The following is a 22313-nucleotide window of genomic DNA, read 5'->3' on the forward strand; positions in this document are numbered from 1 at the left end:
TTTATGTCAAAGTATACTATCCCTCCGAAATTGTTTCTTGAGATGGGTGCATGGCGCCAACCTCTTATGATGGTCGATCGCATAGAGGATTATAAATATGGTGAAAACGGTTATATTCGCGTGATCAAACATGTAACATATAACGATTCCTACCTAATCGGGCATTTTCCGGGCAATCCCATTATGCCCGGTGTAATAGTTGCGGAAATATTCGGTCAGGCAAGTGAGTATTTTTCTTTTATCAGCGATGTTTGCGATATTTTTGCAGGGCGGTTCGGTACGTCATTAACCAGTTTGCGTGATTTTTACAGTGTTATTCACAGCCCCGAATTAGTCGCAATTATTCGTGAGCGTCGGGCTCAAGTCCGTGGTGTGCTGGCGTCACAAAATTTGAAGTTTAAAGGCACTGCTTATCCTGGAGATACTATTGAGATAATAAGCAGGCCAGCTTTTACCGATCCTGTCGGGTTCAAACACTACTCCGTTACGGCAAGCGTCGGTAAGAAAAATATTAGCCAAGGAACAATCATTAACTTTCGCGAAACTCTATTACAGGGATGAAAAAAATGACAGTAATGCAAAGTAAAATTGAAGAGCGCAAAGAGGTTATGTTCACTATTAAAACAGAGATTATTCAGCGTTTAAATATTTCTCGCGAACTGTCGCAAATTGACGACGATACGCCCTTGTTTGGTAATGGTCTGAAGTTGGATTCTGTTGATGCTACCGAAATTATTGTAATGCTGGATAAAGTTTTTAATATTCAGGTTAATGAAAGCGATGAGCCGTCATATATGCGTAGCATTAACAGCCTTGCTTCTTTTGTGATTGTTAAACGCCAGGCTTAATTTGGGTTGGTTTTTTTAATAAGGACTTCTATGAAATCGCTGCATGACTTACATTTAGCCAATAAGGCTAAAATGGGTATTTTTAATAATTATTTACTCCCGGCCGCGTATCACGAACCCAGCGTTGAGTATAGAGCGGTGAGAGAAAATGCACTGCTGGTTGATTATTCTCATATGTCGATAGTAAGCGTTATGGGTGATGATGCATGGGCTTTAGTTAATCATCTAGCTTCGGCTGATGTCTCTATCATCCGCGATGAACAAGGGCTTTATTCATTGGTGCTTAATGAGGATGGCACGATTAAAGGCGACATCTATATTTTGTGTACGCCCGATGGCTACTACATCTTGTCAGAAAATATTGCCGCGTCCGATATGATTAGCTCCCTCCATAACCTTCTGCTGCGTGCTGAAGAACTTGAGATCGCTGAACTACCTGCTATTAAGTCAATGACAGAGGAGGCGTGGGGGGCGCTTATGGTTGAAGGCCCTTACTCCTGGGAGTTGCTTGCTGAAGTCTACGGCTTCGATATCATCGGCTTACCCTACCATGAATATATTAACCAGGACGGCGAGTTGATTCTTTTTCGCTGCGGTAAACATGGAGAGTTTGCTTACCTGCTAGTTGGCCCACAGCCAGAGCTCGTAGATACATGGTCAATGCTTATTGAGAAAGGTGAAAAATATCAACTTAAAACAGGCGGTCTTGATTATCAGCGTACAGTGCGCATTGAAAATATGTGTTGGGATGAAAATATTTATGCCGACTTCAGCCGTCATCCGGCTGAACTGCAGTTGCAATGGGCTGTGCAATACGACAAAGAGGGCTTCATTGGTAAAGCGGCGGCTGTCGAGCGTTCCCATAATCCTGCAAAACGTAAAATTGTCGGCATCTGTCCACTAACGGATAGCACCGGAATCGCGCCCAATGACAAAGTTCTGGTCGATGATAAACAGGTCGGCGTAATCGTTAAATCTGCCTGGTCTCCTGCACTCGAGGCGTCAATTGCTCTCGCGCTGCTCGAAGATGATTACGCGTGGTCAGATATTTCAGGCTTCACTATCGAAACCGCTACGGCAAAGATCCCGGCAAAAACACAAACTCTTCCCTTTCTTTATAACTTGAGTCTGTTGGTCAACCCGACAGAGCACAGCTATATCGATGACACGAAGACACGACACGCTTAATCGTCCGCAACGCCAGTTTCCCGCGAGTGTAACTGGCTTTGTTAACCGTATCACCTCATGAGGTCTGTTTTTCACTTCTGCTGCAGGGATGAATAATGAAGAGCACTAGAAAAAGAGTGGTTGTTACCGGGATGGGTATACTTTCGTCTCTGGCTGAAACTCTCCAGGATTTTAAGTCCGCACTTCTTAATAAGAAGTGTGGCGTAACGGATAGCCAACGTTTTAGTACATGGTTCGAAAATGCGCGTGCAGCAGAGGTGATGCACGAGATTCATTACCCTGAGCTGTCAGATAAGGTCGTGCAGTCATTAGATAACGCTGCACTCTGGGCTTATAAAGTAGGTAAGGATGCGTTAAACCATGCGGGCCTTATCACAAACGCCTCTGCGCTCGAGGAAATGGGATTAATTGTTGGCGTCTCTTCTGCAGGCACAGAAGCCTTTCTGCCGCTATTTGAACAGCGCATTGAAGACTTCTCTCTGCGTAAGGCTCTCTATGCTGGCGGGTTCGCCTCTTGCTGCTCAAGCGTCTCAACGCTGCTTGGGGTAAAAGGAGGTGTAGAACTTGTAGCCACCGCCTGTACGGCCAGCCCGAACGCCATCGGTATAGCGTTCGACTATCTGCAAAACGGGAAAAGCAAAACGATGCTTGCCGTGGGAACGGAACCCATTTATTTGCCGACCTTCGCCGGTTTCTACGCCCTAAACGTCATGCATCCGGATACTTGTACTCCATTCTCTGGTCAACCTGGCATGTCCATTGGCGAAGGTGCAGGGGCTTTGGTACTGGAAGAGTATGAGCATGCTGTAGCGCGTGGAGCCACTATCTATGGTGAAATCCTCTCCTATGCTACCTCCTGCGACGCCTATCATTAGACCGGTCCCGATCCGCGTGCGAATGGCGCGGTACAGGTTATGCTCAAGGCGATGGCAAACGCGGGTGTCTCGCCTGAACAGATTGACTATGTTAATGCTCATGGCACCGGAACGGAGGCTAACGATCGGATAGAGAGCATGGCGATGACCAAAGTCTTCGGCCACCGCAAGGACTTGCTTGTCAGCTCAACTAAATCTTACTTTGGTCATAATATCGGCGCTGCTGGCATCGTGGAGTTAATCGCTTGTCTGGTTACCCTTCCTGACAATATCGTTTTGCCGACCCTCAACTTCTCAACTCCACGCCCCAATTGCGATTTGGACTACGTGGCAAATGAATTCAGAGAGAAAGAGGTTAATCTCTTTTTGAAAAACAACTATGCGTTTGGCGGTAATAACTGCTCCATGGTTATCAGTACAAGGCCTGCAACAGTACCTGTAACGCACTATTCCCCTAAGCGCGTTGCGATAACAGGCGCCGGTGCCGTAACGGCCATTGGACACACCGTCGGCGACATTTTGCAGAACATCTGGCAGCGGAGTACCACCGGAACCCTGGGGGGCGTGACATTCCCGCAGGATACGCTCGCCGAAGCCCGTGAGCTGTTAGCGGTTCTGGAAAAAACTGGCCAACTGAGCGACATATTCGGAAGTGAGTACGGCATAGGCGCGGGAAAAGTGCCGGTAGAGGAGGCGCATTTCAAAACTTTTCAGGTGCAGAATCTGGAACCCCGCAAGTATCTGCGCCGCTTTGATGCACGCAAAGCCACGCGCGGCGGAACTTTTGCTCTGGTCGCACTCTCAGAGGCGTTGAATAGCGGTAAGCGCAAAATTAAGCGCGACGGCGAAAACCTTGGGCTGATCATGGGAATGTCGCGCGGTCCGCAGGAGACAACCTATAAATATTTGCAAAGCCTCAAACCCGATCCGCGTAAAGTCCGCACCTCCGAGTTTCCCGGTTCGCTAATGAATGCGATTGCCACTTTTTGCGGCATCTCTGAAGGGATTAAAGGGTACACCACGACGCTGGCAACGGGCGAAAACGCAGCGCTTGGCGCACTGACTTATGGTTACGAACTCGTGCGGCAGAATCTGCAGCCGCAGGTAATTGTCGGTGGCGCGGATGAGTTTTTTCCCTCCATGGCGCTCTACATGGATGCCGTGACGCAAAAAATCGCCATGATCTCCGATGTGAGCGATTATCAAATTTATAGTGACGAGTCGAAAGGATATGTACCAGGCGAAGGCGCCTGTATGCTGTTGCTTGAGGATCCGCAGGCGGCGCGCGAGCGTGGTGTTGAAGTGCTGGCCGAAATTATCGGCTATGGAAAATCTTGTGATAACAGCTGGTTTGATTCCGCCCAGTTAGGCGAAAAATCGGCTGCCATGGCGCTTGCTATTCAACGCGCCCTTGCTGATGCCGGCATGAGCGTTCAGGAAATCGATCTGGTATGTGGCAGCAGCCACGGTGGACCTGCGCATGCGCAGGTTGAGATCAACGCCCTTTACGATGTATTTCACCAGAGCCATCCGCAGGTGCCGGTTGTTAATTACAACGCCTGTTTCGGTTTTGTCGCCTCAGTGGCCGCTCTGTTGAACTTGCTGGTGCTGACTGAATGCATGAAAACGCAATGCGTACCGGCAATGCCTGGCTCCCATCCCTTCTTTGATAAGCGAATGAATTTTGTGCGCGAGCCGCTCAGGCTTGCTGTTCGCCATGCGCTACTGGTTGGCGCAACAGAAGGTGGGAACTACTACGCGATGATTATAAAGGGGTAGCGCCGTGAAAAATGCAGCCCTGATTTCCGGCTACAGCCTGGCGCTACCCTATGCCCGTCATCCCGCGCAGCTGATTGATAATCTGCACCAGGGTATCCGCGTCAATACCACGCCCTGGTTTGCCAGCGAAGAGGAGGCCATCAAATGTGGATTTAAGCGAAATGTCAACGTCGCCCGGCTTAATACAACGAAAGAGAGCGATCTTGACCTCATCTGCTGCTTAATTGAAGAAGCAATAGCGCAGGCCGCTTTACCCCCCGCCGCGTTGGCGGGGGAGTCCGTCCGGGTCTATTTGACCGGTCTCGGCCCGCGTGTCGATGCGATGGACTACAAATCTTTTTACGACAAAAACGACATTGAAGATGTCGCGCTCTCAGAGTCGATAAAAAATCTGCATGTCCGAAATATGTCCCAGGATTATCTGGCTTTTAAACTGGCAGAAAAGTATCACCTGACAAACATTCCAGCTGCGATGCACTGCACCAGTAATTCCGCGTTGACAGCCATCCATTTGGGGTGCCAGGCCATTGAGCGCGGCGGCCTCAATCTGGTTTGCGTGATTAATTGCTCAAAAATTAATACCCAGGATATATGGTTCTTGGAAAATCAGTTGATGCTGGCAAGCAGGGTAGTGCAGCCGTTTGGTAAAAACAGCCAGGCTGTCTTATTTGCAGAAGGTTTTTCGGTGATATTGCTGGAGCGCCAAGGGTATCGTGGTGGGCCGAAGGGGAAACGCCATGTGAAGTTGCAATCAAACTATACCCAGACCAGTGCCGGGCGAAGCCACGATCCAACATGGCTTAGTACCAACCTGGTAAAAGTAATGCGCAGCGTAATGAGTGAAGCTGCGGTAACGCTGGATCAACTCTGCGCTATTATTCCACACGGCAACGGCTCTTCTACCAGCGATAAATCTGAAGCGCAAGCGATTTCAATGCTGGTGGGCGACCAAACAATACCGATACTGGCCTATAAAGGCATGCTGGGTTATACCGCCACCGGCTCCGGTATTGTCGATCTTATTATCGGTGCCGAGGCGTTGCGAAAGGGCGAGTTAATTCCCGCGGTGGCGAACGACGAGATAAGTGATGAAATATCTCAGCATTTATTAGTTGATCAGCCGATCGTCTCTCATCAAAAAAAATATTTGTTGAAAACTGGCCTCGGTGTTGATGGTTCAATTATCGGCATTGTCATTTCTCTATTCGCGAACGGAGAAGCAGCGTAATGAACGATGCAATATATCTCAATGCCTTTGCGATTATCGAGCCGGAAGATGATTTTTATATTTACTCTCCCGGATGGTTGAACGTCTGGGAATCACATCTCTACAACCAGGCGCTAAAAGAAACGGCTAAATGTGGCTGGGGTTTTAAACGTTTCGGTACAAGCAAAGCTGCCTATGCACAAGAAATGCTGCGTAAACCTGACTATATCCATTATATCGAGGCGCTTGAGCAGGCAGCCGAGGAAGTGTTACAGAGCCTCGGCGCAAAAGAGCGGATGCTATTATTAAAATCCCGCACTGCTTTTCTTTATGTTGATGCGTGGGGGGAGAGTGCAATTTTCGAAAATATAAGCAGCGCATTACACACCTCAACTATTGATACCTTGCCGAAAAATCTGCTGAAGAAATTCGCCATCAAAGATGTCAGTTGCAAAATGCGCGGCGAGAAGCTCTCGTTAATTGCTGCGATGCGCTGTGCACAGGATTATCTCTGCTGGGATACGTTTGATTTTGTGGTGGTGTGCGCCGCGTGGCGTGCAATACCGCTGCTGGTTTTCTCCGAAGCAGCATTAGCGGGCGAGGCTGGGAAGAGCAGAGCGCAGCAGAGAAGCGGTATTCATCTCAGCGTTGAGCGGGCAGGCTGTTTTATCTTTAGCCGCCGTGCAGGTGGCATCAGCGTTCGCTGCGGAAATTACCTTAGCTGGCAGGATGGCACGCAAACTCAGCGTGAGCTCTATGAGACTGCGAGCGATATCGACCTGTTCGCGCAGACCGATACGACAACACTTCGCCGGGTGCCTGAACAGGCGGCTAACGTCCTCGATCTCAGCGCTATGTTTGGAGCCAGCGGTTGTTTAACTCCCGCCCTAAGTTGGGAGTACCTGCAACATCAAGCACCTGGCGGGACAAAAATCCGCACTATCGTGAAAGATAGTTTTGGTGGTAGCGCCTGGTTCGACAGTTGGATCGACACTGAAAGGGAAGGCGCATGAAAAATAGCGTAAAAGCTCTGCCTGCCATTATTTTGAGCAATATATCAAAACAGTTTGGCGCAGGTGAAAGTCAGGTAAATGCATTAAAAAAGGTGAACATTGAGATTGCGAAGGGGGAATTTATCGCGCTGTGCGGCCCCTCCGGTAGCGGCAAAAGTACCCTGCTCAATATCCTCTCCGGGCTAGACCGCCCGAGCACAGGACAGGTTATTTTTTTAAATCATCTACTCAATAACCTTCCTGAAAACGAACTCGCCGCAATTCGAGGTAAGCATCTAGGCTTTATCTTTCAGTTTTTCAATCTGATTCCGGTGTTGAACGTGCTGGATAATATTTTTTATCCGCTGGTTCTCAATGGCTATTACGATAAAAAAGAGGCGAAAGCGCGCGCATTACATGCGCTCGACAGCGTCGGCCTCGCGCAACTTGCACGGCGAAAACCAGGCCAACTATCCGGAGGTCAGCAACAACGTGTGGCGATTGCCCGCGCGCTTGCCCATCAGCCGCGCATCGTTGTTGCCGATGAACCAACGGGGAATCTGGATTTAGCGACCGGCGAAGCGATCATGGATTTACTATTAAAAATTAACCAGGAAACACAAACCACCTTTATTGTTTCCACGCACTCCACCCCACTCAAGGATCGGGTGAAGCGGGTAATTGAAATCACGGATGGAGAATTAACTTATGATTCGGCCCGTTAAACGCAATCGCCTGAAGGGCGTCATCATCGCCTTGACGCTGGTAGTGAACACGGTAATTGCCGCACCAACGTCTGAAGTTGAGAAAATAATCCAGCAGGGGTTTCCGGCACAGCCGCAGGCGCTGGTGGAAACAACCTCTGCGTTGTGGCGTGAATATCGCCGTGAACAGCATATTGCCTCGCTGATCTTTTATGCCTACGGCTTGTTACAACAGGCAAAACACTATGCTGCGATTAATGATTTTATCCACGCCGCAGAGTATGCAAAAACCGGTTTTTTCTTTCTCGATGAAGCGGTGGAGTCAAACGACGATAATCTGCGGCTGCACTACCTGCGAGCGCGTATTGATGCTTATTTACCTGCGGAAAGCGGTCGATGCATTATCGCCCTGCATGACACCGAACGCTTACTAAATGCAGCGGGCTTATTCGATGAGAAAATGCTCATTCCCGTTCGTTATATGCGCTATCGCGCGCTCATCAATTGTCGGCAGCAGCACGACGCTGAGCGCCTGTTAAGTGAATTAAGACAATCAGGAGCGCAAGCAGAGAAATATATCCTCTTATCGCCTGGCGCCACGCCAGAGTGGGATCTGCAGGAAATGACGCAGATAGTGATGCCGCTATTAAAAGAGAAGTAAAGGAATCCATCATGTTATTTATTAATCTGGCGATGAGCGCTGTCCTGCTTTTTATACTTTTCTGTTTACTGTTCAGGTTCAGAGATACGCAGTTTGCTTTGCTGAATATTTTCCGCCATCGACGGCGCTCTTTCTCAACGCTTGCGGCAATTATGCTTGGCGGTGTGGCGATTTTTCTCTACGGCGGTTTTATTCAGTACTCCTTCTGGATTTTGAAAGAGCAAACCATTCGTACCAATATTGGTCATGTGCAAATTTATAATGCGGGCTATTTTGAGAGTGCAAAGAAAAATAAGAGCCTGATTAAAAATTATGCGGCATTGAAGCAAGACATTCTTGCTCAACCCGATTTAGCGGCGGATATTTCGACCATCTCGGGCCAGCTTGAATTTACTGGTGTGGCCTCACAATATGAAAACGAAACCACCAGTTATTTCTCCGGGCTTGGCGTCGAGCCTTTAGCTGCGTTAAAGCTTGGCTCATTCGATAAGCTCATTATCGGCAGCGACTTATCCCGCGTAAAAATGGACGAAGTGACCGCCGGAAGCGGACTTGCTAAAACCCTCAATGCCGCGTATGGCGACTGGCTCGATATTATGGTGGTTAATGCACAAGGAGGGCAGGGAGCAATATCTTTGAAAGTACGCGGTATTTTTGCCTCCGGTATTAAAGACTATGATGATACGGCAATGAAGATGCCGTTAACGACGGCGCAGCGCCTGATGGGAACAGAGGGTGTTAGTAAAATACTGATTCTACTCAATACAGAAAATGTGTCAGGCTTTGCAGCTAAACTTCGACACTTTATTGCCCAGCATCACTTACCGCTGATCGTAAAAGAGTGGAATAACGTCTCGCCGTTTTACCAGCAGGTCGAAGATCTTCTCTCAGGGATTTACTTTTTTATTAAACTTCTTGTCGCGGTAATTGTTATTTTTATGATTGGTAACTCCCTCACCATGAATATCATTGAGCGTACGCGAGAAATTACCACTTTGCGCGCTATTGGACTCAGGCCATGGCATGTTACGCGGCTATTTATTCTGGAAGGGATCTTTATTGGCATTATTGGCGCGACAGGGAGTCTGGCTATAGGAGTTGCCCTTGCATGGCTTATTAACATTCAAGGTATTGCGATGCCGCCTTCTCCGGGACAGTCGCAGGGCTATACCGCATTTATTAAAATCACGGATATAGATACGGTCTGGTTTACTTTTTTCTTACCGATCATTACCGCAATGTTCGCCTCTCTGCGCCCTTCATTACGCGCAGCAAAATTGAATTTAGCCGACGCTTTTAAATTTTCATAAACAGGACCGATTATGAATATTTTCTCTCCATTTCTTATTGCGCTGTCGATACTTCCTGCCATCTGCAATGCAACGCTGGCACAGGATATTATTCGCCGGGCTGATGAAATACGCTCACCTAATAAACCGTTCCGTTATACGGTTACGGTACATGAATATAAAGATATAGCCGGCGAAGCGGTTAATAAGCAGATTTTCGATGTGTCGATGCGCTTTATGAAGCCCGAAAATGGCCGGCCTGCGGATGCACGATCCCTTGTCCGTTTTATCTATCCTGCCAGAGACAAAGGTAAGGTCATGCTCTCTGATTGGTATGACTTATGGTTCTACTCACCGGAATTACGTCGCCCGATGCCTGTTTCGCCTGAGCAGCGCTTAGTCGGACAGATCGCTAATAGCGATGTTATTGTCACCAATTTTGATTACTCGTACCACGCTCACCTCACTGGCGAAACGACTTGTGGAAATATCGTCTGTTATCGACTCTCCCTTGAGCGAAAAACTGCTGCGGCAACCTATCCCAAAATTGTCTATCTGGTAGAGAAGGAGAGTTCCCGACCTTATACCGCCTCCTTTTATTCACAGGATGAGAAATTACTCAAAGAGGTACGTTACAAGGATTATCAGACGGTGCTGGGAGAAGCGCGGCCAATGAAGATCATTGTGCAAGATGCACGCCACAATAAGGGATTTACCGTTATGGAATATAGCAACGTCAGGCTTGAGTCCTTGCCAGAATTTTACTTTACCAGGGAAGCTATTCAGCGGGGTGTCAGGTGAGACGTTGTGTTAATACTCTGCTGCTTCCTTTGTCATTACTCGCCTCTTTCTCTCAGGCCTCTTGCCTCTCTGGCGATGAGGTGGCCGCGAATAGCGAAACCGCGCTGATGCTGCAAACCTCATATATGAAGCGCACCGCTTCACCGTGGAGGGTTGGCGGAGAACGTGCTTATGCCCCGACAAATGCTTTTCAGGATGCCGGAATAAAATTCAGCAGCAAATGTGCGGTTATCGAAAACCGTCTTGATATCGATTTCTCCCTCTCAGGCCTGACTTATTATGCATGGCATTTGCCCGGCCCTTTTGAAGAGGATCAGCAGCGTTCACGTGTGCTGCTCAATAGGTTGCAACTTAGCTACACCCTTTCTGACCGGCTTCGACTGGAGGCTGGAAAGTTAGCGTCAATACCGGGCCTCTTTTTTCTCAAATCACCCACCGCCCTGATGAGCAACTATTACGCGGGATTTAAAAACACGCGCATCTATGATCCAGCCATGCGCGCGAGTTATAGCGAATCCTCTTGGGGGGCACGCCTGGTTGATAACAACCGTAACTACAGCCTCTCTTTAACGGTCACTCCGAAGCTGGCGACCCTTAACCAGCGGTATGAAACATCCAGCAACTGGTCAGCAAAACGGCGCGGTAATGCGCAGGCGCGCTACTTGTTAAGGTATTCCGATTACCGACTGGCGAACCATACCCCAGCTCTTAGCCTGTTGCTCGGCGACACCCGCTCTCTCGCACTCTCGGACAGCTTCAGCTATACGCCAGCGCTCACCTTCAATGGCGAGGTGGCGTTGCATAACGCTCAGCAATGGCGGCACTTCTCGCCGGAACGTGCCGCAGAAGTTGTCGATTATCAGTTTCCCTCGTCGCTTTACCGCGCCGATCGTAACGCAGGGGTGGAGGTGGCCTTAGGGGCGCAATACACCACCCGCGACTTCGCTGTGCTGGGGCTTGAATACTACTTCCAGAGTGAAGGCTATTCAGAAAGTGAATGGCAACAGCAGGCACAACTCTCACGCTATCTGAACAGCGCCTCGCAGTCGGCGTTATTAGATCACATCTTCGATGCTTACAAATATCTGATGGGGGGAGAGATTGGGAATGTCGCCAACAGAGGCCAACTGCAAGGAAAACACTATTTGAGTGCCTATGGCAGTTTTCGCAGCGAGCAAGGCGCAACGCTCCAGCCCTATATCACGATGAATATGCGTGATAACAGCTCGCTGTTAGGCCTTCACGTCTCGACGCCAGTAGCGGCCTTTGATGACAGCCTCAATCTCTATGCTGGCGGCTGGACAGGGCTCGGCAAGCAGGATACGGAATTCGCTTTTTTTGGCAAAACCCTCGGATTTTATCTTGGACTTAACTATTTCCTATAAGGACATGGCAGATGAGTGAACACAACACTGAAAAACCGCTTGTATTACTGTTCGCCGGACAGGGCAATCCCGCTATCGGCATGGGCGCTGACTTATGGGATCTCACTCCGGCGGCAAAGCACATTTGGGATTGCGCCAGTGATGTATCAGGAATGGATCTGCGTCGTCTCTGCCTGAAAGGCCCGATGAATCGGTTGATCCAGACAACGGTACAGCAACTGGCGGTGACGGCAATTAATGTCACGCTCTATGCCCTTTGCCAGCAAGAATTCGATCGCTGTGTGATAGTCGGCTCCTGCGGACACAGCGTCGGCGAATACAGCGCCCTCTATGCCGCAGGCTCGATCTCTCTGGAGAAGCTGTTTGAGGCGATCCACTTTCGCGCGAAGGTCATGCATGATATCAGCCGTCTACACAAAGGAGAGATGGCGGCTGTAAAAGGTCTTGATACTCTGCGCTTGCGCGAATTAATCGACAGCGCCGGGTTAATTGTTGATATCAGTTGTGATAACACTCCTAACCAGCAGGTTATTGGCGGGGCGAGCGAGCCACTACGTGAGTGCTCTCGTCTTTTGCGTGAGAAGGGATTCGAACCGGTTAAACTTGGCGTTAGCGGCGCATGGCATACGCGTTTAATGACGGAGGGCATTGCCTTGATGCGGAACTATCTTGCCGGGATAGAGATGAAGCCGCCGCGCCATGCTGTGGTAATGAATGTATCCGGTAAGGAAGAGTACCATCCTGAGCAGATTAAAGAGAACCTCGCGCTCCATTTGACTCACACAGTTAAATGGCGTGATTCAATCAATGGTTGGCTTATCCATCAGCCGGGCGTGAAGTTTATTGAGATCAGCAATAAAGCTTACCTCGCACAGATGCTCACTGACTTTAGCGATTTCACACCCGCGATGTCCCGGCACTGCAAAGCGCTTTTATCAGCGTGAGGGCGCCATCGTGATTCCTGATTACCAGACTTTTATCCGCCACCAGGACAAAAGAATAGTGATGCTGCTCTGCGCCATTATTTATCTGCTACTGGGGTTATACTGGAAAAATACGGCGTTTAATCTGACATCGCAGGATGCGATTATTATTAGTGCAATTCTTGCCCTGGTGATGTTTCATTTTATCTGGGAGTTAAAAGCCTACTGGGCATATAAATGCGTGGTTAAAAATATCGATCTCTCTTTCTTCGTTAACAAAAAAGCGAGCCAAACAGAAAGGGTGCTATCACGACCGGCGAGCGCCAGCCTGCTAAGCGGAATACTTTTCTGGCTGATTACTCAGATGGCACTTTTGTTCTTTACGCCAGAGCGGGTGCTACCGCTTCTGGCTGCGGTATCACCGTTCTTTCTCTATATCGTCTTTCGTTTTATCAGAACCACCTATATCAAGCTGCTCGGGCAAGAAGTGAATGAAAAACTGAGGTTTAAGCATCTTCACCGTTATGTTGCCCGTCATCTCCTAATCAGCCTTAGCGTCACCTTGTTAACCATTGTGCCGCTAAAACATCAGCCTGAATTTTCCCTTGATGAAGGGCTATTCTCTGCGCGGCTAATAGTCGCGATGCTCGTGCTCTGTGCTGTTGTGCTGGCGATAAATCTGATCTTTGTTCGGCTATCCAGGCGCTATATCTTTCTGGGGCGCCTTTTCACACGCGAAATTGACTTTTACTTCGCCAGTCCACTACCCCGGTGCATTGATGTAGCGACGCCTTTATGGATTCAGCTTTCCAGCTTAGTGTTGATTGAAACGCTCTGGATTGCAGTCATCAGCTTATTACTCGGTTTGTCGGGTCGGGCTATCTTTTTCGAGGCCTACTTTCTGTTGTGTTTATTGCCATGCCTGGCGTTTAGCTTTCTGTATATATACCGGCTGTGGCACAACGATTTTCTGATGGCATGCGATATGTGTTTTCGCTGGGAGGAGATCAACAAGCAGTCACAGCTCTGGTAGGTAATGCCCGTCTGTAGCAGTTTAACGCTGCAGACGGGCATTAAGGGGGGGCGGGTCAGGAAGAAAGGGCAGGGAAGGGAAGTTGGGCATGCTCCAGTAAATTATCTTTTATCAGGAGTAGATCACTTATCTTTTTTCCACCCATTTTTTTGCATGCTTTATTCCGGTAGGCATAAACTCGCTTAGGTGAAATAGAGAGCAGCTTGGCAATAAGATGGATGTTTTTGCCCTTCAGTGACTCATTTAAAACGATTCTCTCAATATCGCTAAGAATATTTTCTTTGTGTGTGGACTCTTTCGTAAGTTTGGCCAGCTTTTTTATAGCGTGGCTTATTTCATTTAGCGAGTCCTGTGCTTTGAGTACAATATCGGCTTCGTCGATTAAAATATTGCGCGTTGTACCGGAAATAACAAGAAGCTTGCATACTTTATTGAGAGGAGAGATGGCCTTAGCATACGCCATGTTCTTTTTGTCGAGATGAAGAATAACAACATCATCGAGAGTGAGTTCAGTCAATAATTGTGGGTTAAATTGTTGTGCTTCGATATTCCAGCCTCTTGCATTAGCCAATGAAATCATTCCGTTCTGAAAATATACATCATCACTTATTGTATAGATCTTCATATGATTAATTACCATGCAGAATAATGCTTGGGAGATTGTTTCGGATTGTAAATTGCCCTGACGCGAACACGTAATTAAATAGTCTTAAATAAGATCTTAACACCCAGCCCGAGTTATTATTCCAACTTGTGATAGCAATTAGACGGTCTATACTTTATTTCGGCATGCTTCTGCTTTTGCCTTCTAATATGGTTGGGCTTCAATCTAAATTGTTGTTTTGTAATATTATTCAATTTGTGAGCGAGGAGCGCTCGGACGCTAACAGAGGGAAGGAGTGGGGCGGTGCCACGGTTATTCTCGCCCTGTCGATCTGCGTCGATGGACATTTGTTTGCACCATCCTGAACGTAAGATATTTTAACTACCGTAAGGGTTTGATTGATGGAAACTTATCTTAAATCGATGAAGGGCGAATGGCTTACCCTATTAGAAAAGACCGACCAACACATTCGCCGCCTTACCGCTGAAGTCGCTCACTCACACGCACACGAACTCAGCGAAACCTTCTACCGCATAGTGCTAACCGATCCGCATGCCCGGGAATTTCTCTCCAATGCCCAGGTTGAAATACATCTTAAATCCGCGCTGGAGCGCTGGATAAGAGAAGTACTGGCCTGCAAACCGGATGATATCGAGCGTCTGATTCAGCAGCAGCATACGGTTGCCGAAGTGCATGCGCGCATTGGTATCTCTGTTGAGTTGGTTGAGATGGGTTTTCGTGTCCTTAAAAAACTCTTCTACCCGGTAATTATTGAAAGTCATTTCACAGCGGAAGAAAAATTGCAGGTCTATCACCATGCAATTAACAGTATCGATCTGGCAATGGAGGTGATGTCGCGCGCATTCTCTTTCAGCGAGCATAACTCAGCAAAAGAGGATGAAAATTATCGTATTTTCACGCTGATGGAGAATGCAGAAGAGGAGAAAGAGCGGCAAACTGCGGCATTACTCAGCTGGGAGATCGACCTGATTTATAAAATTATCATGGACGCTGATTTAGGCAACACACTGGCCATTAGCCAGTCCGATTTTGGTTTATGGTTTAACCATAAGGGACGCCACTATTTTAGTGGTATTGCGGAAGTAGGACATATTTCGCGCTTGCTGCAAGAGCTTGATGAAATATTTCGCTCCACCCGAGCAACGCCCCGTTCATTAAGTAATCGCGCACTGCGCGTGGGCTTCCTTATTTCGGTAAGGAAAAATGTGGTGCAAATTATCACATTGTTACGTGAGCTTTTCGAAGAAGTTTCCCGCCATGAAGTGGGAATGGATGTATTAACGAAGCTATTGAATCGACGATTTATGCCTACAATTTTTAAGCGTGAAATTGCTCATTCGCAAAGAGCTTCAACTCCCCTTTCAGTATTAATCATTGATGTCGATAAATTTAAACAAATAAATGATAGCTGGGGGCATCCGATGGGGGATGAGATTCTGCGTAAAGTCTCAAATGCTTTTTATGACAACGTGCGCAGTAGTGATTATGTCTTCCGTTATGGCGGCGATGAGTTCGTGATCCTGTTAACTGAAGCGACAGAGTTTGATACGCATCGCATTGGCGAACGTATTCGCTCTCGTGTCGAAAAGACCATCATTAAAACGGCGGAGGGGGAGCGTGTGCCCATTTCTCTCTCTATCGGTGCCGCCATGTTTGATGGTCACCCTGACTATGAGCGTTTTATTCAGCGCGCAGATGAAGCGCTCTATATTGCGAAAGCGCGCGGCCGCAACTGTATCCATATCTGGCAAGCCGCCGAGTAACTTACTCCGGAGGAAAGAGCGCGAAGGAGGCTCGCATTTCATTCGCCTCTTCGCGCGGGCTGCGGCCAAACAGGCGGCGAAACTCACGATTAAACTGCGAAGGGCTCTCATAGCCAACACGAAAAGCCGCACCCGCAGCTGTTGCGTTATCACGGATCATCAATAAGCGTGCCTGATTAAGCCGCACAGACTTGATGTACTGCAGCGGTGAGGTGCTGGTAACAGATTTAAAGTGTTTATGAAACGCAGGTACGCTAAGACCTGCATCCCTGGCCAGCGACGGAATATGCAGTGGCTCAGTAAAGTGTGTGTGGATACGCTGCAGCACTCTGGCAATTGCCGCAAATTGCCCCTGATTTACCAGCGCCGCACGCAGCGCATCGCCACGCTTACCTACCAGCACCCGGTAATATAACTCCCGCACCAGCTGTGGCCCCAGAATTTGCGCCTCCTGTTTTGACGAGAGCGCTTTTAATAACCGCACTGCCGTATCGGCCAGGTCCGCTTCAAGCGGCGTTGACATAATGCCTTCAGGCGCAGCCTCGGCGCGACCAGGTGGAAGATCCAGTGACAGCATTAACTCAGAGAGCAGCGTTATATCAAGATCCACCGTAACCGCCAGCAGCGGCTGCTCGGGGCTGGCATCCGTCTCTGTCGAAAAGGGGAGCGGCACCGATAACACCAGATAGTGTTGTTTATCATAGTGATAAACGCGGTTCGCCAGATATCCCCGCTTTTGTCCCTGGCAGACAATGACGATAGAGGGTTTATAAACCACCGGCGTGCGCGCCAGTGGACGGTCTGAACGCATAAAGCAGACGCTCTCCAGCGCGGAACGTGTACAGCCCTCATGCGGTGCCAGCGCCCGCAGCAGCGCCACCATCTCCTCCATCATTGCCCCTCACTGATATTGATATTTAAGCAACCATTCTGCCGATTCACGCGCAACAAGTGAACAACGTCGAGAGAAACAGGCAATCATGGAATAAGAATGCACCTGTTTTGTGTGGCACATGCTGGTTAATCTGATTGCGTTACTTAAAACGGAAGAAGAGAGATGAGTAAACGCAAAATTATTCTGCTCACTGGCGCAAGCAGTGGGATAGGTGAGGCCACCGCACGTCGTCTGGTGCAGGCGGGTCATCATCTGGTGATTGGCGCGCGCCGTATCGAGCGTTTGCAGGCTCTGCGTGATGAACTGGGTAGTATCGACTGTTTAGCCATTGACGTAACTCAGGCGGAAGATCTGGCGCAGATGGCACAATTTGCGCTGCGGCAGCATGGCCGTATTGATGTCCTGATCAATAACGCTGGCGTAATGCCGCTCTCACCGCTGGCGGCATTGAAAATGGAGGAGTGGCGTCAGACTATCGACGTCAACGTTCACGGCGTGTTGAACGGCATTGCGGCGGTGCTACCAACCATGCAGCAGCAAAAAGCAGGGCAGATCATTAACGTTGCTTCAATCGGTGCCCATGCGGTCTTTCCGCTCTCCGCCGTTTATTGTGCCAGCAAGTTTGCTGTGCGGGCGATTTCAGACGGGCTGCGCCAGGAGAGCGACTGCATTCGTGTCACGGTAGTAAGTCCGGGCGTAGTCGCCTCTGAACTGGCCGATCATATTACCGATCCCAGTGCGAAAGAGTCGATGGAGGACTTTCGCCGTATCGCGTTACCCGCTGAGGCGATTGCCGATGCCATCGCGTGGTCCATTGAGCAGCCGGATAGCGTCGATGTTAGCGAGATCATTGTGCGTCATACGCAAAGCCCATACTGAAAGTTTACCCACTGCAAGGAGCCGCTAGCGGCTCCTTTTTTTGTGATCCAGGGCGGCTGCTGTGATTAAAACGAGGGGAACTGCCTTTGCAAGCTGTGCGGGTGTGTCACACTTGCCTCATCGGGTTGAGATACAAGGAGAAAGGATGAAACGTCTATTCTGGTCAGCCGCCATCACCACGGCCCTGGCCTTACCCACCGCAATGGCGCAAACGACACCAGGGGGCTACACCCTGCAACAGGTGGTAATTGTCAGCCGCCACGGTATCCGCGCGCCGCTGGCAAACAACGGCAGTGCGCTGGCGCAGGCCACCGCCAAACCGTGGCCGACCTGGAAAGTGGCAGGCGGGGAGCTGACGGATCGCGGTGCGCTGGTGGAGATCTTTTTTGCCCACCAGATGCGTAAGTGGATGACCCACGAAAAGGTGCTCTCCACCGAACAGTGTCCGACAAAGAAACAATTTTTCGCCTGGGCAAACAGCCTGCCGCGTACTCACGACACCGCGCAATTCTTCGTCAGCAACACCTTTATTGCCTGCGATGTGCCGATCTTCCATCAGCGCAAAATGGGGGAGATGGATCCGCTGTTCAACCCGGTGATTACCGAAGATAGTGACGACTTTCGCCAGAAAGCGGTGGCGGCCATGGTGACCAGCCGCCAGCATGTCGATCTGAAAGAAAGCTATAAATTGCTGGAGCAGATCGTAGACTATCCGGCCTCGCCAGCCTGCAAAGCGAAAGCCGATGAACCCTGTAATCTCAGTGATGAAAAGGATACCTTTCGCGCCGATTATCGGCTGGAGCCCTCGGTCAGCGGGCCGTTAAAAACGGCAAATGCGCTGGTGGATGCGTTTACCCTGCAATATTACGAAGGCTTCCCGCAAAATGAAGTCGCCTTTGGTGGGATTCAAAGCGATAAGCAGTGGCAACTGCTGGAGAAGCTGAAGAATAGCTATCAAGCGATCCTCTTTACCACGCCGCAGGTGGCGCGCAATGTGGCAAAACCGCTGCTCAACTACCTCGACCAGCAACTGGTGGAGAAGCCCGCCGCGGCACCGAAAGTGACGCTACTGGTCGGTCATGATTCCAATATCGCCTCTTTGCTGGCGGCGCTGGAGGCCAAACCGTGGCAGCTTCCCGGGCAGTTTGAGCAGACACCGATCAGCGGCAAAGTGGTGTTCCAACGCTGGCATGATAGTAAGAGCAACCGCGATCTCATGAAGATTGAGTATCTCTACTTCACTGCCGAGCAGATGCGTAATGTGTCAAAAATGGGTTTTGATACGCCAGTACAACGTTACACGCTGGAGCTCACGGGCTGCCCGACGGACAGTAACGGCTTCTGCCCGATGGAAAAATTCAGTGAAGTGATGCGCGAAGTCGCGAAGTAAAAAGCAGATAAGCTCCCCCAGTAAAATGGGGGAGCCGAAGCGCTAGACGTTCTGACGCTCGATAGTCTGCTCACCCCAGAAGAGTGAGTCTTTATCGGTCTTTTCGAAGGCGCGCATCAACACTTCATCGCTACCTTCTTCCCAAATCTTCTCGGCGAGAACCTCATCGTAATCAGCCAGCTCAAAGATCGCCTCGGCGATTTCCGGCGATGTATTACGTAGACTGGCCCATTCACCGACGCGATGAGCTTTTGCTTCCTGAGTTGGCATAAGTGCCTCCTGTTAAGTTAGCCGTTCAATTTGACTGCCAGGCCGGCAACGTACTCGCCCTGATAACGGGCGATGGCCAGCTCGTCGTCGCCTGGTTGACGCGAACCATCGCCGCCGGCAATGGTGGTCGCGCCGTAAGGCGTACCGCCACGCACATGCGAAATATCAAACAGCTCTTTCGCGGCGTAGCCGATGGGAACAATCACCATCCCATGGTGAGCAAGCGTAGTCCAGGTTGAGGAAATTGTATGTTCCTGACCGCCGCCGGTACCGGTAGAACTAAAGACGCTCGCCAGTTTGCCGTACAGCGCGCCGGAGGCCCACAGCCCACCAGTCTGGTCAAAGAAGGTCCGCATCTGCCCGCTCATATTGCCAAAACGAGTCGGCGTACCGACGATGATTGCGTCATACTCTGCCAGCTCTTGAGGGGTGGCAACGGGCGCGCTTTGCGTCTTACCGCCTGATTTTAAAAACAGCTCTTCCGGCATGGTTTCAGGAACACGCTTCACCACGACTTGTGCACCTTCCACCTGCTGCGCACCTTCCGCGACAGCGTGCGCCATGGTTTCAACATGTCCATACATGGAGTAATAGAGCACCAGCACTTTAGCCATTGGCTTCTCCTCCTGCCAGGTTCATTGCGCAGCGGTACGCTGCGCACCTTATTAAGGGTATGACGTGATAGCGAGAGTGCAAATCAACACGCGTCATTACTGATAATTAAGAATATTTCCCCGGATAATCGTGCCGTTACTTTTTGACACACTTTTCGCCCTGTTAAATTTCCCATACATAAGAATTATTTATTGGTTTAGCTTAAGTCACCTATGCCGCCAGGCTCTGAAGGTGTTGCGAAATGTTAATGAGCATCTTCCGACAGAGCACGTTCCACTAAGCTTATTCCCACGCGGCGCAGTTAAAGAGTTAACTTTGACGTCGTGAGGTGAAAGAGTCCTCTTTTACTGAATGCAGAAAGATGTCTGATATTTCACTTACACCGATCGGAGGTGAGAGATGGCAAATCATCGTGGTGGTTCAGGTAATTTCGCTGAAGACCGTGAAAGAGCATCAGCAGCAGGCCGCAAAGGTGGCCAGCAGAGCGGGGGGAACTTCAAGAACGATCCTCAGCGCGCCTCAGAAGCAGGTAAAAAAGGGGGCAAAAATAGTCATGGTAGCCGGAGCAACAACAGCAATAGCTAGCACGACGTGCGGTAACCCGTGAGGTTGCTGAAAACGCCCACCGCCGGGGAGACCCGGCGGTTTTTTTTGGCCTCAGATTGCCGGCTCCCCTCAATTTCCCGCTGGGGAATGCTACACAGAGGGTCGAGCCAGACAGCGAGCTTTGCTATGCTGCTGCCAGATCAGGGTTTGGGAGTCGGTATGGCAAAGGAAATGGGTAAACGTACGCGGGCAGTCAGCGAGAAACGACACGCGATTCTTAGCGCGGCGCTGGAGATCTTCTCCCGTCTCGGCTTTCACGGTACGCGTCTGGAGCAGGTAGCCGAGCAGGCTGGCGTATCCAAAACCAATCTCCTCTACTATTTTCCGTCAAAAGAGGCGCTCTATATTGCCGTGCTGCGCCAACTGCTGGATGTCTGGCTGGCACCGCTCAGAGCGTTTCGCTCCGATCTATTGCCGCTCGCGGCGATCGGAGAGTACATTCGCCTGAAGCTGGAAGTGTCGCGCGATCATCCGCAGGCTTCGCGCCTCTTCTGCCATGAGATGTTGCAGGGCGCGCCGCTGCTTAAAGCGGAGTTGACGGGCGATTTGAAAACGCTGGTGGAGGATAAGTCAGCCATCATTGCAGGCTGGATCGCCAGCGGTAAGATCGCCGCAGTAGATCCGCACCATCTCATCTTTATGATCTGGGCCGCCACACAGCACTACGCCGATTTCGCCACCCAGGTGGAAGCGGTCACCGGCGCGACTCTGCAGGATGAAGCCTTTTTTCAGCGTACCGTTGATAATATTCAGCGCATGATTATTGAAGGCATCCGTGTGCGTTAATGGGCAGGCGGCAGCGGGCAGCTCATGTCGCCCTCTTCACACTGCAATAGCGAGGCGAGCCACGCTTCGCGTTCACTGGTTTTATCTGCCAGGCACTGGTTTTGTACCATCGGTTGAATACTGCCGCCCTCAGAGCCGGAAATGACAAACGCACAGTCGTTGTCGCGGACGGCTATCCAGCTTTTCTGTGCTTTTTTTAGTAGCTCAGCCTGCTGCGGTGACGAACGCTTCAGTGCTTCCTGATAAGTCTGGTTAAGCTTTTTGTCTGCCGTCTGATATTGCGCAGCAGTGCAGCTATTAAGCTCCCCCTGGGTTGAGGCATTATCGCACTCATCGGCGTAGAGCGGTTGACTGAGCAGCAATGCGCTTAGCATCAACAAGCATCGTTTCATTCTCTTCCTTTCCTTCTCACATTCATTCAGCGGATTTATTAACATAGCCCTTAAAAAATGTCACTTCGCCATCTGTCAGCATGTCTGGTGAGGTGCCCTTTTCGTTTCAGTTCACAAAATTGATAATTTTCTGCGGGTGAAACGCGCCAAAATCGGGTACAAAAAACATTCTTAAGAGACGTTGGTTACGTAAATGTTATTAAGTTGTTATATAATGAGTTTTATTTAACAGAATTTACTGGCAATCAGAGGCAGATATATCTTATTTTAACTTAAAATTAACTTTTAATTATCTTTAATTTAACATTTTTGGGCGTGTATCACATTTATGGCATTTTCGTTGTTTTGCCTCTTCCCATCGTTGTTAATCTCTCTTCCGCGACTTTCCTCTGTCCTTAAGAAAGGTA

General features: G+C 49.6%; 22 protein-coding genes and 1 pseudogene. 18 read left to right on the forward strand and 5 right to left on the reverse strand.

The features are described from left to right. Nucleotides 1-3 precede the first annotated feature (3 nt). From HF650_RS08865 to HF650_RS08925, 13 genes and pseudogenes are all read left to right on the forward strand, one after another. Nucleotides 4-561 (forward strand): 3-hydroxyacyl-ACP dehydratase FabZ family protein, encoded by a 558-nt coding sequence (locus HF650_RS08865; protein ID WP_187802031.1) that lies wholly within the window; start codon nt 4-6, stop codon nt 559-561. 5 nt (nt 562-566) lie between these two features. After that, complete coding sequence (locus HF650_RS08870) at nt 567-848, forward strand: phosphopantetheine-binding protein (RefSeq protein WP_187802032.1); 282 nt, start codon at nt 567-569, stop codon at nt 846-848. A 30-nt stretch (nt 849-878) separates the two neighbouring features. Next, nucleotides 879-2036, forward strand: coding sequence for an aminomethyltransferase family protein (locus HF650_RS08875; RefSeq protein ID WP_187802033.1), 1158 nt, complete (start codon nt 879-881; stop codon nt 2034-2036). A 95-nt stretch (nt 2037-2131) separates the two neighbouring features. Then, nucleotides 2132-4690: pseudogene (locus tag HF650_RS08880) on the forward strand (beta-ketoacyl-[acyl-carrier-protein] synthase family protein). 4 nt (nt 4691-4694) lie between these two features. Next, nucleotides 4695-5918 carry a beta-ketoacyl synthase N-terminal-like domain-containing protein gene (locus tag HF650_RS08885; protein ID WP_187802034.1) on the forward strand — a complete coding sequence of 408 codons (1224 nt, stop codon included), beginning with the start codon at nt 4695-4697 and terminating at the stop codon, nt 5916-5918. Continuing rightward, on the forward strand, nt 5918-6910 hold the full coding sequence (locus HF650_RS08890; RefSeq protein ID WP_187802035.1) for an ATP-binding protein: 993 nt from the start codon (nt 5918-5920) through the stop codon (nt 6908-6910). Before HF650_RS08885 ends, HF650_RS08890 begins: the two co-directional genes overlap by 1 nt. Next, a complete protein-coding gene (locus HF650_RS08895) occupies nt 6907-7614 on the forward strand; it encodes an ABC transporter ATP-binding protein (RefSeq protein WP_187802036.1) in 708 nt (235 codons plus the stop codon). Before HF650_RS08890 ends, HF650_RS08895 begins: the two co-directional genes overlap by 4 nt. Next, nucleotides 7598-8254, forward strand: coding sequence for a hypothetical protein (locus tag HF650_RS08900; RefSeq protein ID WP_187802037.1), 657 nt, complete (start codon nt 7598-7600; stop codon nt 8252-8254). The genes HF650_RS08895 and HF650_RS08900 overlap by 17 nt, the downstream gene beginning before the upstream one ends. 11 nt (nt 8255-8265) lie before the next feature. Then, nucleotides 8266-9564, forward strand: coding sequence for an ABC transporter permease (locus tag HF650_RS08905; RefSeq protein WP_187802038.1), 1299 nt, complete (start codon nt 8266-8268; stop codon nt 9562-9564). A 12-nt stretch (nt 9565-9576) separates the two neighbouring features. Further along, on the forward strand, nt 9577-10344 hold the full coding sequence (locus HF650_RS08910) for an outer membrane lipoprotein-sorting protein (RefSeq protein ID WP_187802039.1): 768 nt from the start codon (nt 9577-9579) through the stop codon (nt 10342-10344). After that, on the forward strand, nt 10341-11729 hold the full coding sequence (locus HF650_RS08915) for a hypothetical protein (protein WP_187802040.1): 1389 nt from the start codon (nt 10341-10343) through the stop codon (nt 11727-11729). Before HF650_RS08910 ends, HF650_RS08915 begins: the two co-directional genes overlap by 4 nt. Before the next feature lie 11 nt (nt 11730-11740). After that, complete coding sequence (locus HF650_RS08920) at nt 11741-12673, forward strand: ACP S-malonyltransferase (protein WP_187802041.1); 933 nt, start codon at nt 11741-11743, stop codon at nt 12671-12673. 10 nt (nt 12674-12683) lie between these two features. Further along, a complete protein-coding gene (locus HF650_RS08925) occupies nt 12684-13685 on the forward strand; it encodes a hypothetical protein (protein ID WP_187802042.1) in 1002 nt (333 codons plus the stop codon). A gap of 55 nt (nt 13686-13740) precedes the next feature. Here HF650_RS08925 and HF650_RS08930 read toward each other — a convergent pair whose 3' ends face one another. After that, complete coding sequence (locus HF650_RS08930; protein WP_187802043.1) at nt 13741-14310, reverse strand: LuxR C-terminal-related transcriptional regulator; 570 nt, start codon at nt 14308-14310, stop codon at nt 13741-13743. A 380-nt stretch (nt 14311-14690) separates the two neighbouring features. On the opposite strand from HF650_RS08930, the gene HF650_RS08935 reads away from it, so the two are divergent. Further along, nucleotides 14691-16073 (forward strand): diguanylate cyclase, encoded by a 1383-nt coding sequence (locus tag HF650_RS08935; RefSeq protein ID WP_187802044.1) that lies wholly within the window; start codon nt 14691-14693, stop codon nt 16071-16073. Between the two features lies 1 nt (nt 16074). Here the strand turns inward: HF650_RS08935 and HF650_RS08940 are convergent, their stop codons facing one another. Further along, nucleotides 16075-16968, reverse strand: a complete 894-nt coding sequence (locus tag HF650_RS08940; RefSeq protein WP_187802045.1) for an AraC family transcriptional regulator — start codon at nt 16966-16968, stop codon at nt 16075-16077. A gap of 162 nt (nt 16969-17130) precedes the next feature. Here HF650_RS08940 and HF650_RS08945 point away from each other — a divergent pair, with 162 nt between their 5' ends. Then, the gene (locus tag HF650_RS08945; protein WP_187802046.1) at nt 17131-17847 is read left to right on the forward strand and encodes an SDR family oxidoreductase; all 717 of its coding nucleotides are present in this window, start codon (nt 17131-17133) and stop codon (nt 17845-17847) included. A gap of 145 nt (nt 17848-17992) precedes the next feature. Beyond that, nucleotides 17993-19237, forward strand: coding sequence for a bifunctional glucose-1-phosphatase/inositol phosphatase (gene agp, locus HF650_RS08950; protein WP_187802047.1), 1245 nt, complete (start codon nt 17993-17995; stop codon nt 19235-19237). Between the two features lie 42 nt (nt 19238-19279). Here agp and HF650_RS08955 read toward each other — a convergent pair whose 3' ends face one another. Together HF650_RS08955 and wrbA are read right to left on the reverse strand one after the other, a co-directional pair. Further along, a complete protein-coding gene (locus HF650_RS08955; RefSeq protein WP_023481800.1) occupies nt 19280-19507 on the reverse strand; it encodes a YccJ family protein in 228 nt (75 codons plus the stop codon). 17 nt (nt 19508-19524) lie between these two features. Then, nucleotides 19525-20121 carry an NAD(P)H:quinone oxidoreductase gene (gene wrbA, locus HF650_RS08960; RefSeq protein ID WP_187802048.1) on the reverse strand — a complete coding sequence of 199 codons (597 nt, stop codon included), beginning with the start codon at nt 20119-20121 and terminating at the stop codon, nt 19525-19527. 400 nt (nt 20122-20521) lie between these two features. Between wrbA and HF650_RS08965 the strand changes: the two genes are divergently transcribed. Both HF650_RS08965 and rutR read left to right on the forward strand, forming a co-directional pair. Continuing rightward, nucleotides 20522-20707 (forward strand): general stress protein, encoded by a 186-nt coding sequence (locus HF650_RS08965; protein ID WP_187802049.1) that lies wholly within the window; start codon nt 20522-20524, stop codon nt 20705-20707. A gap of 180 nt (nt 20708-20887) precedes the next feature. Beyond that, nucleotides 20888-21514, forward strand: coding sequence for an HTH-type transcriptional regulator RutR (rutR, locus tag HF650_RS08970; protein WP_187802050.1), 627 nt, complete (start codon nt 20888-20890; stop codon nt 21512-21514). Here the strand turns inward: rutR and HF650_RS08975 are convergent. Continuing rightward, nucleotides 21511-21906, reverse strand: coding sequence for a lysozyme inhibitor LprI family protein (locus HF650_RS08975; protein ID WP_187802051.1), 396 nt, complete (start codon nt 21904-21906; stop codon nt 21511-21513). The two genes, rutR and HF650_RS08975, sit on opposite strands and share 4 nt — an antisense overlap. Nucleotides 21907-22313 lie beyond the last annotated feature (407 nt).

This window comes from Kosakonia sp. SMBL-WEM22, from assembly GCF_014490785.1.
Lineage (GTDB): Bacteria > Pseudomonadota > Gammaproteobacteria > Enterobacterales > Enterobacteriaceae > Kosakonia.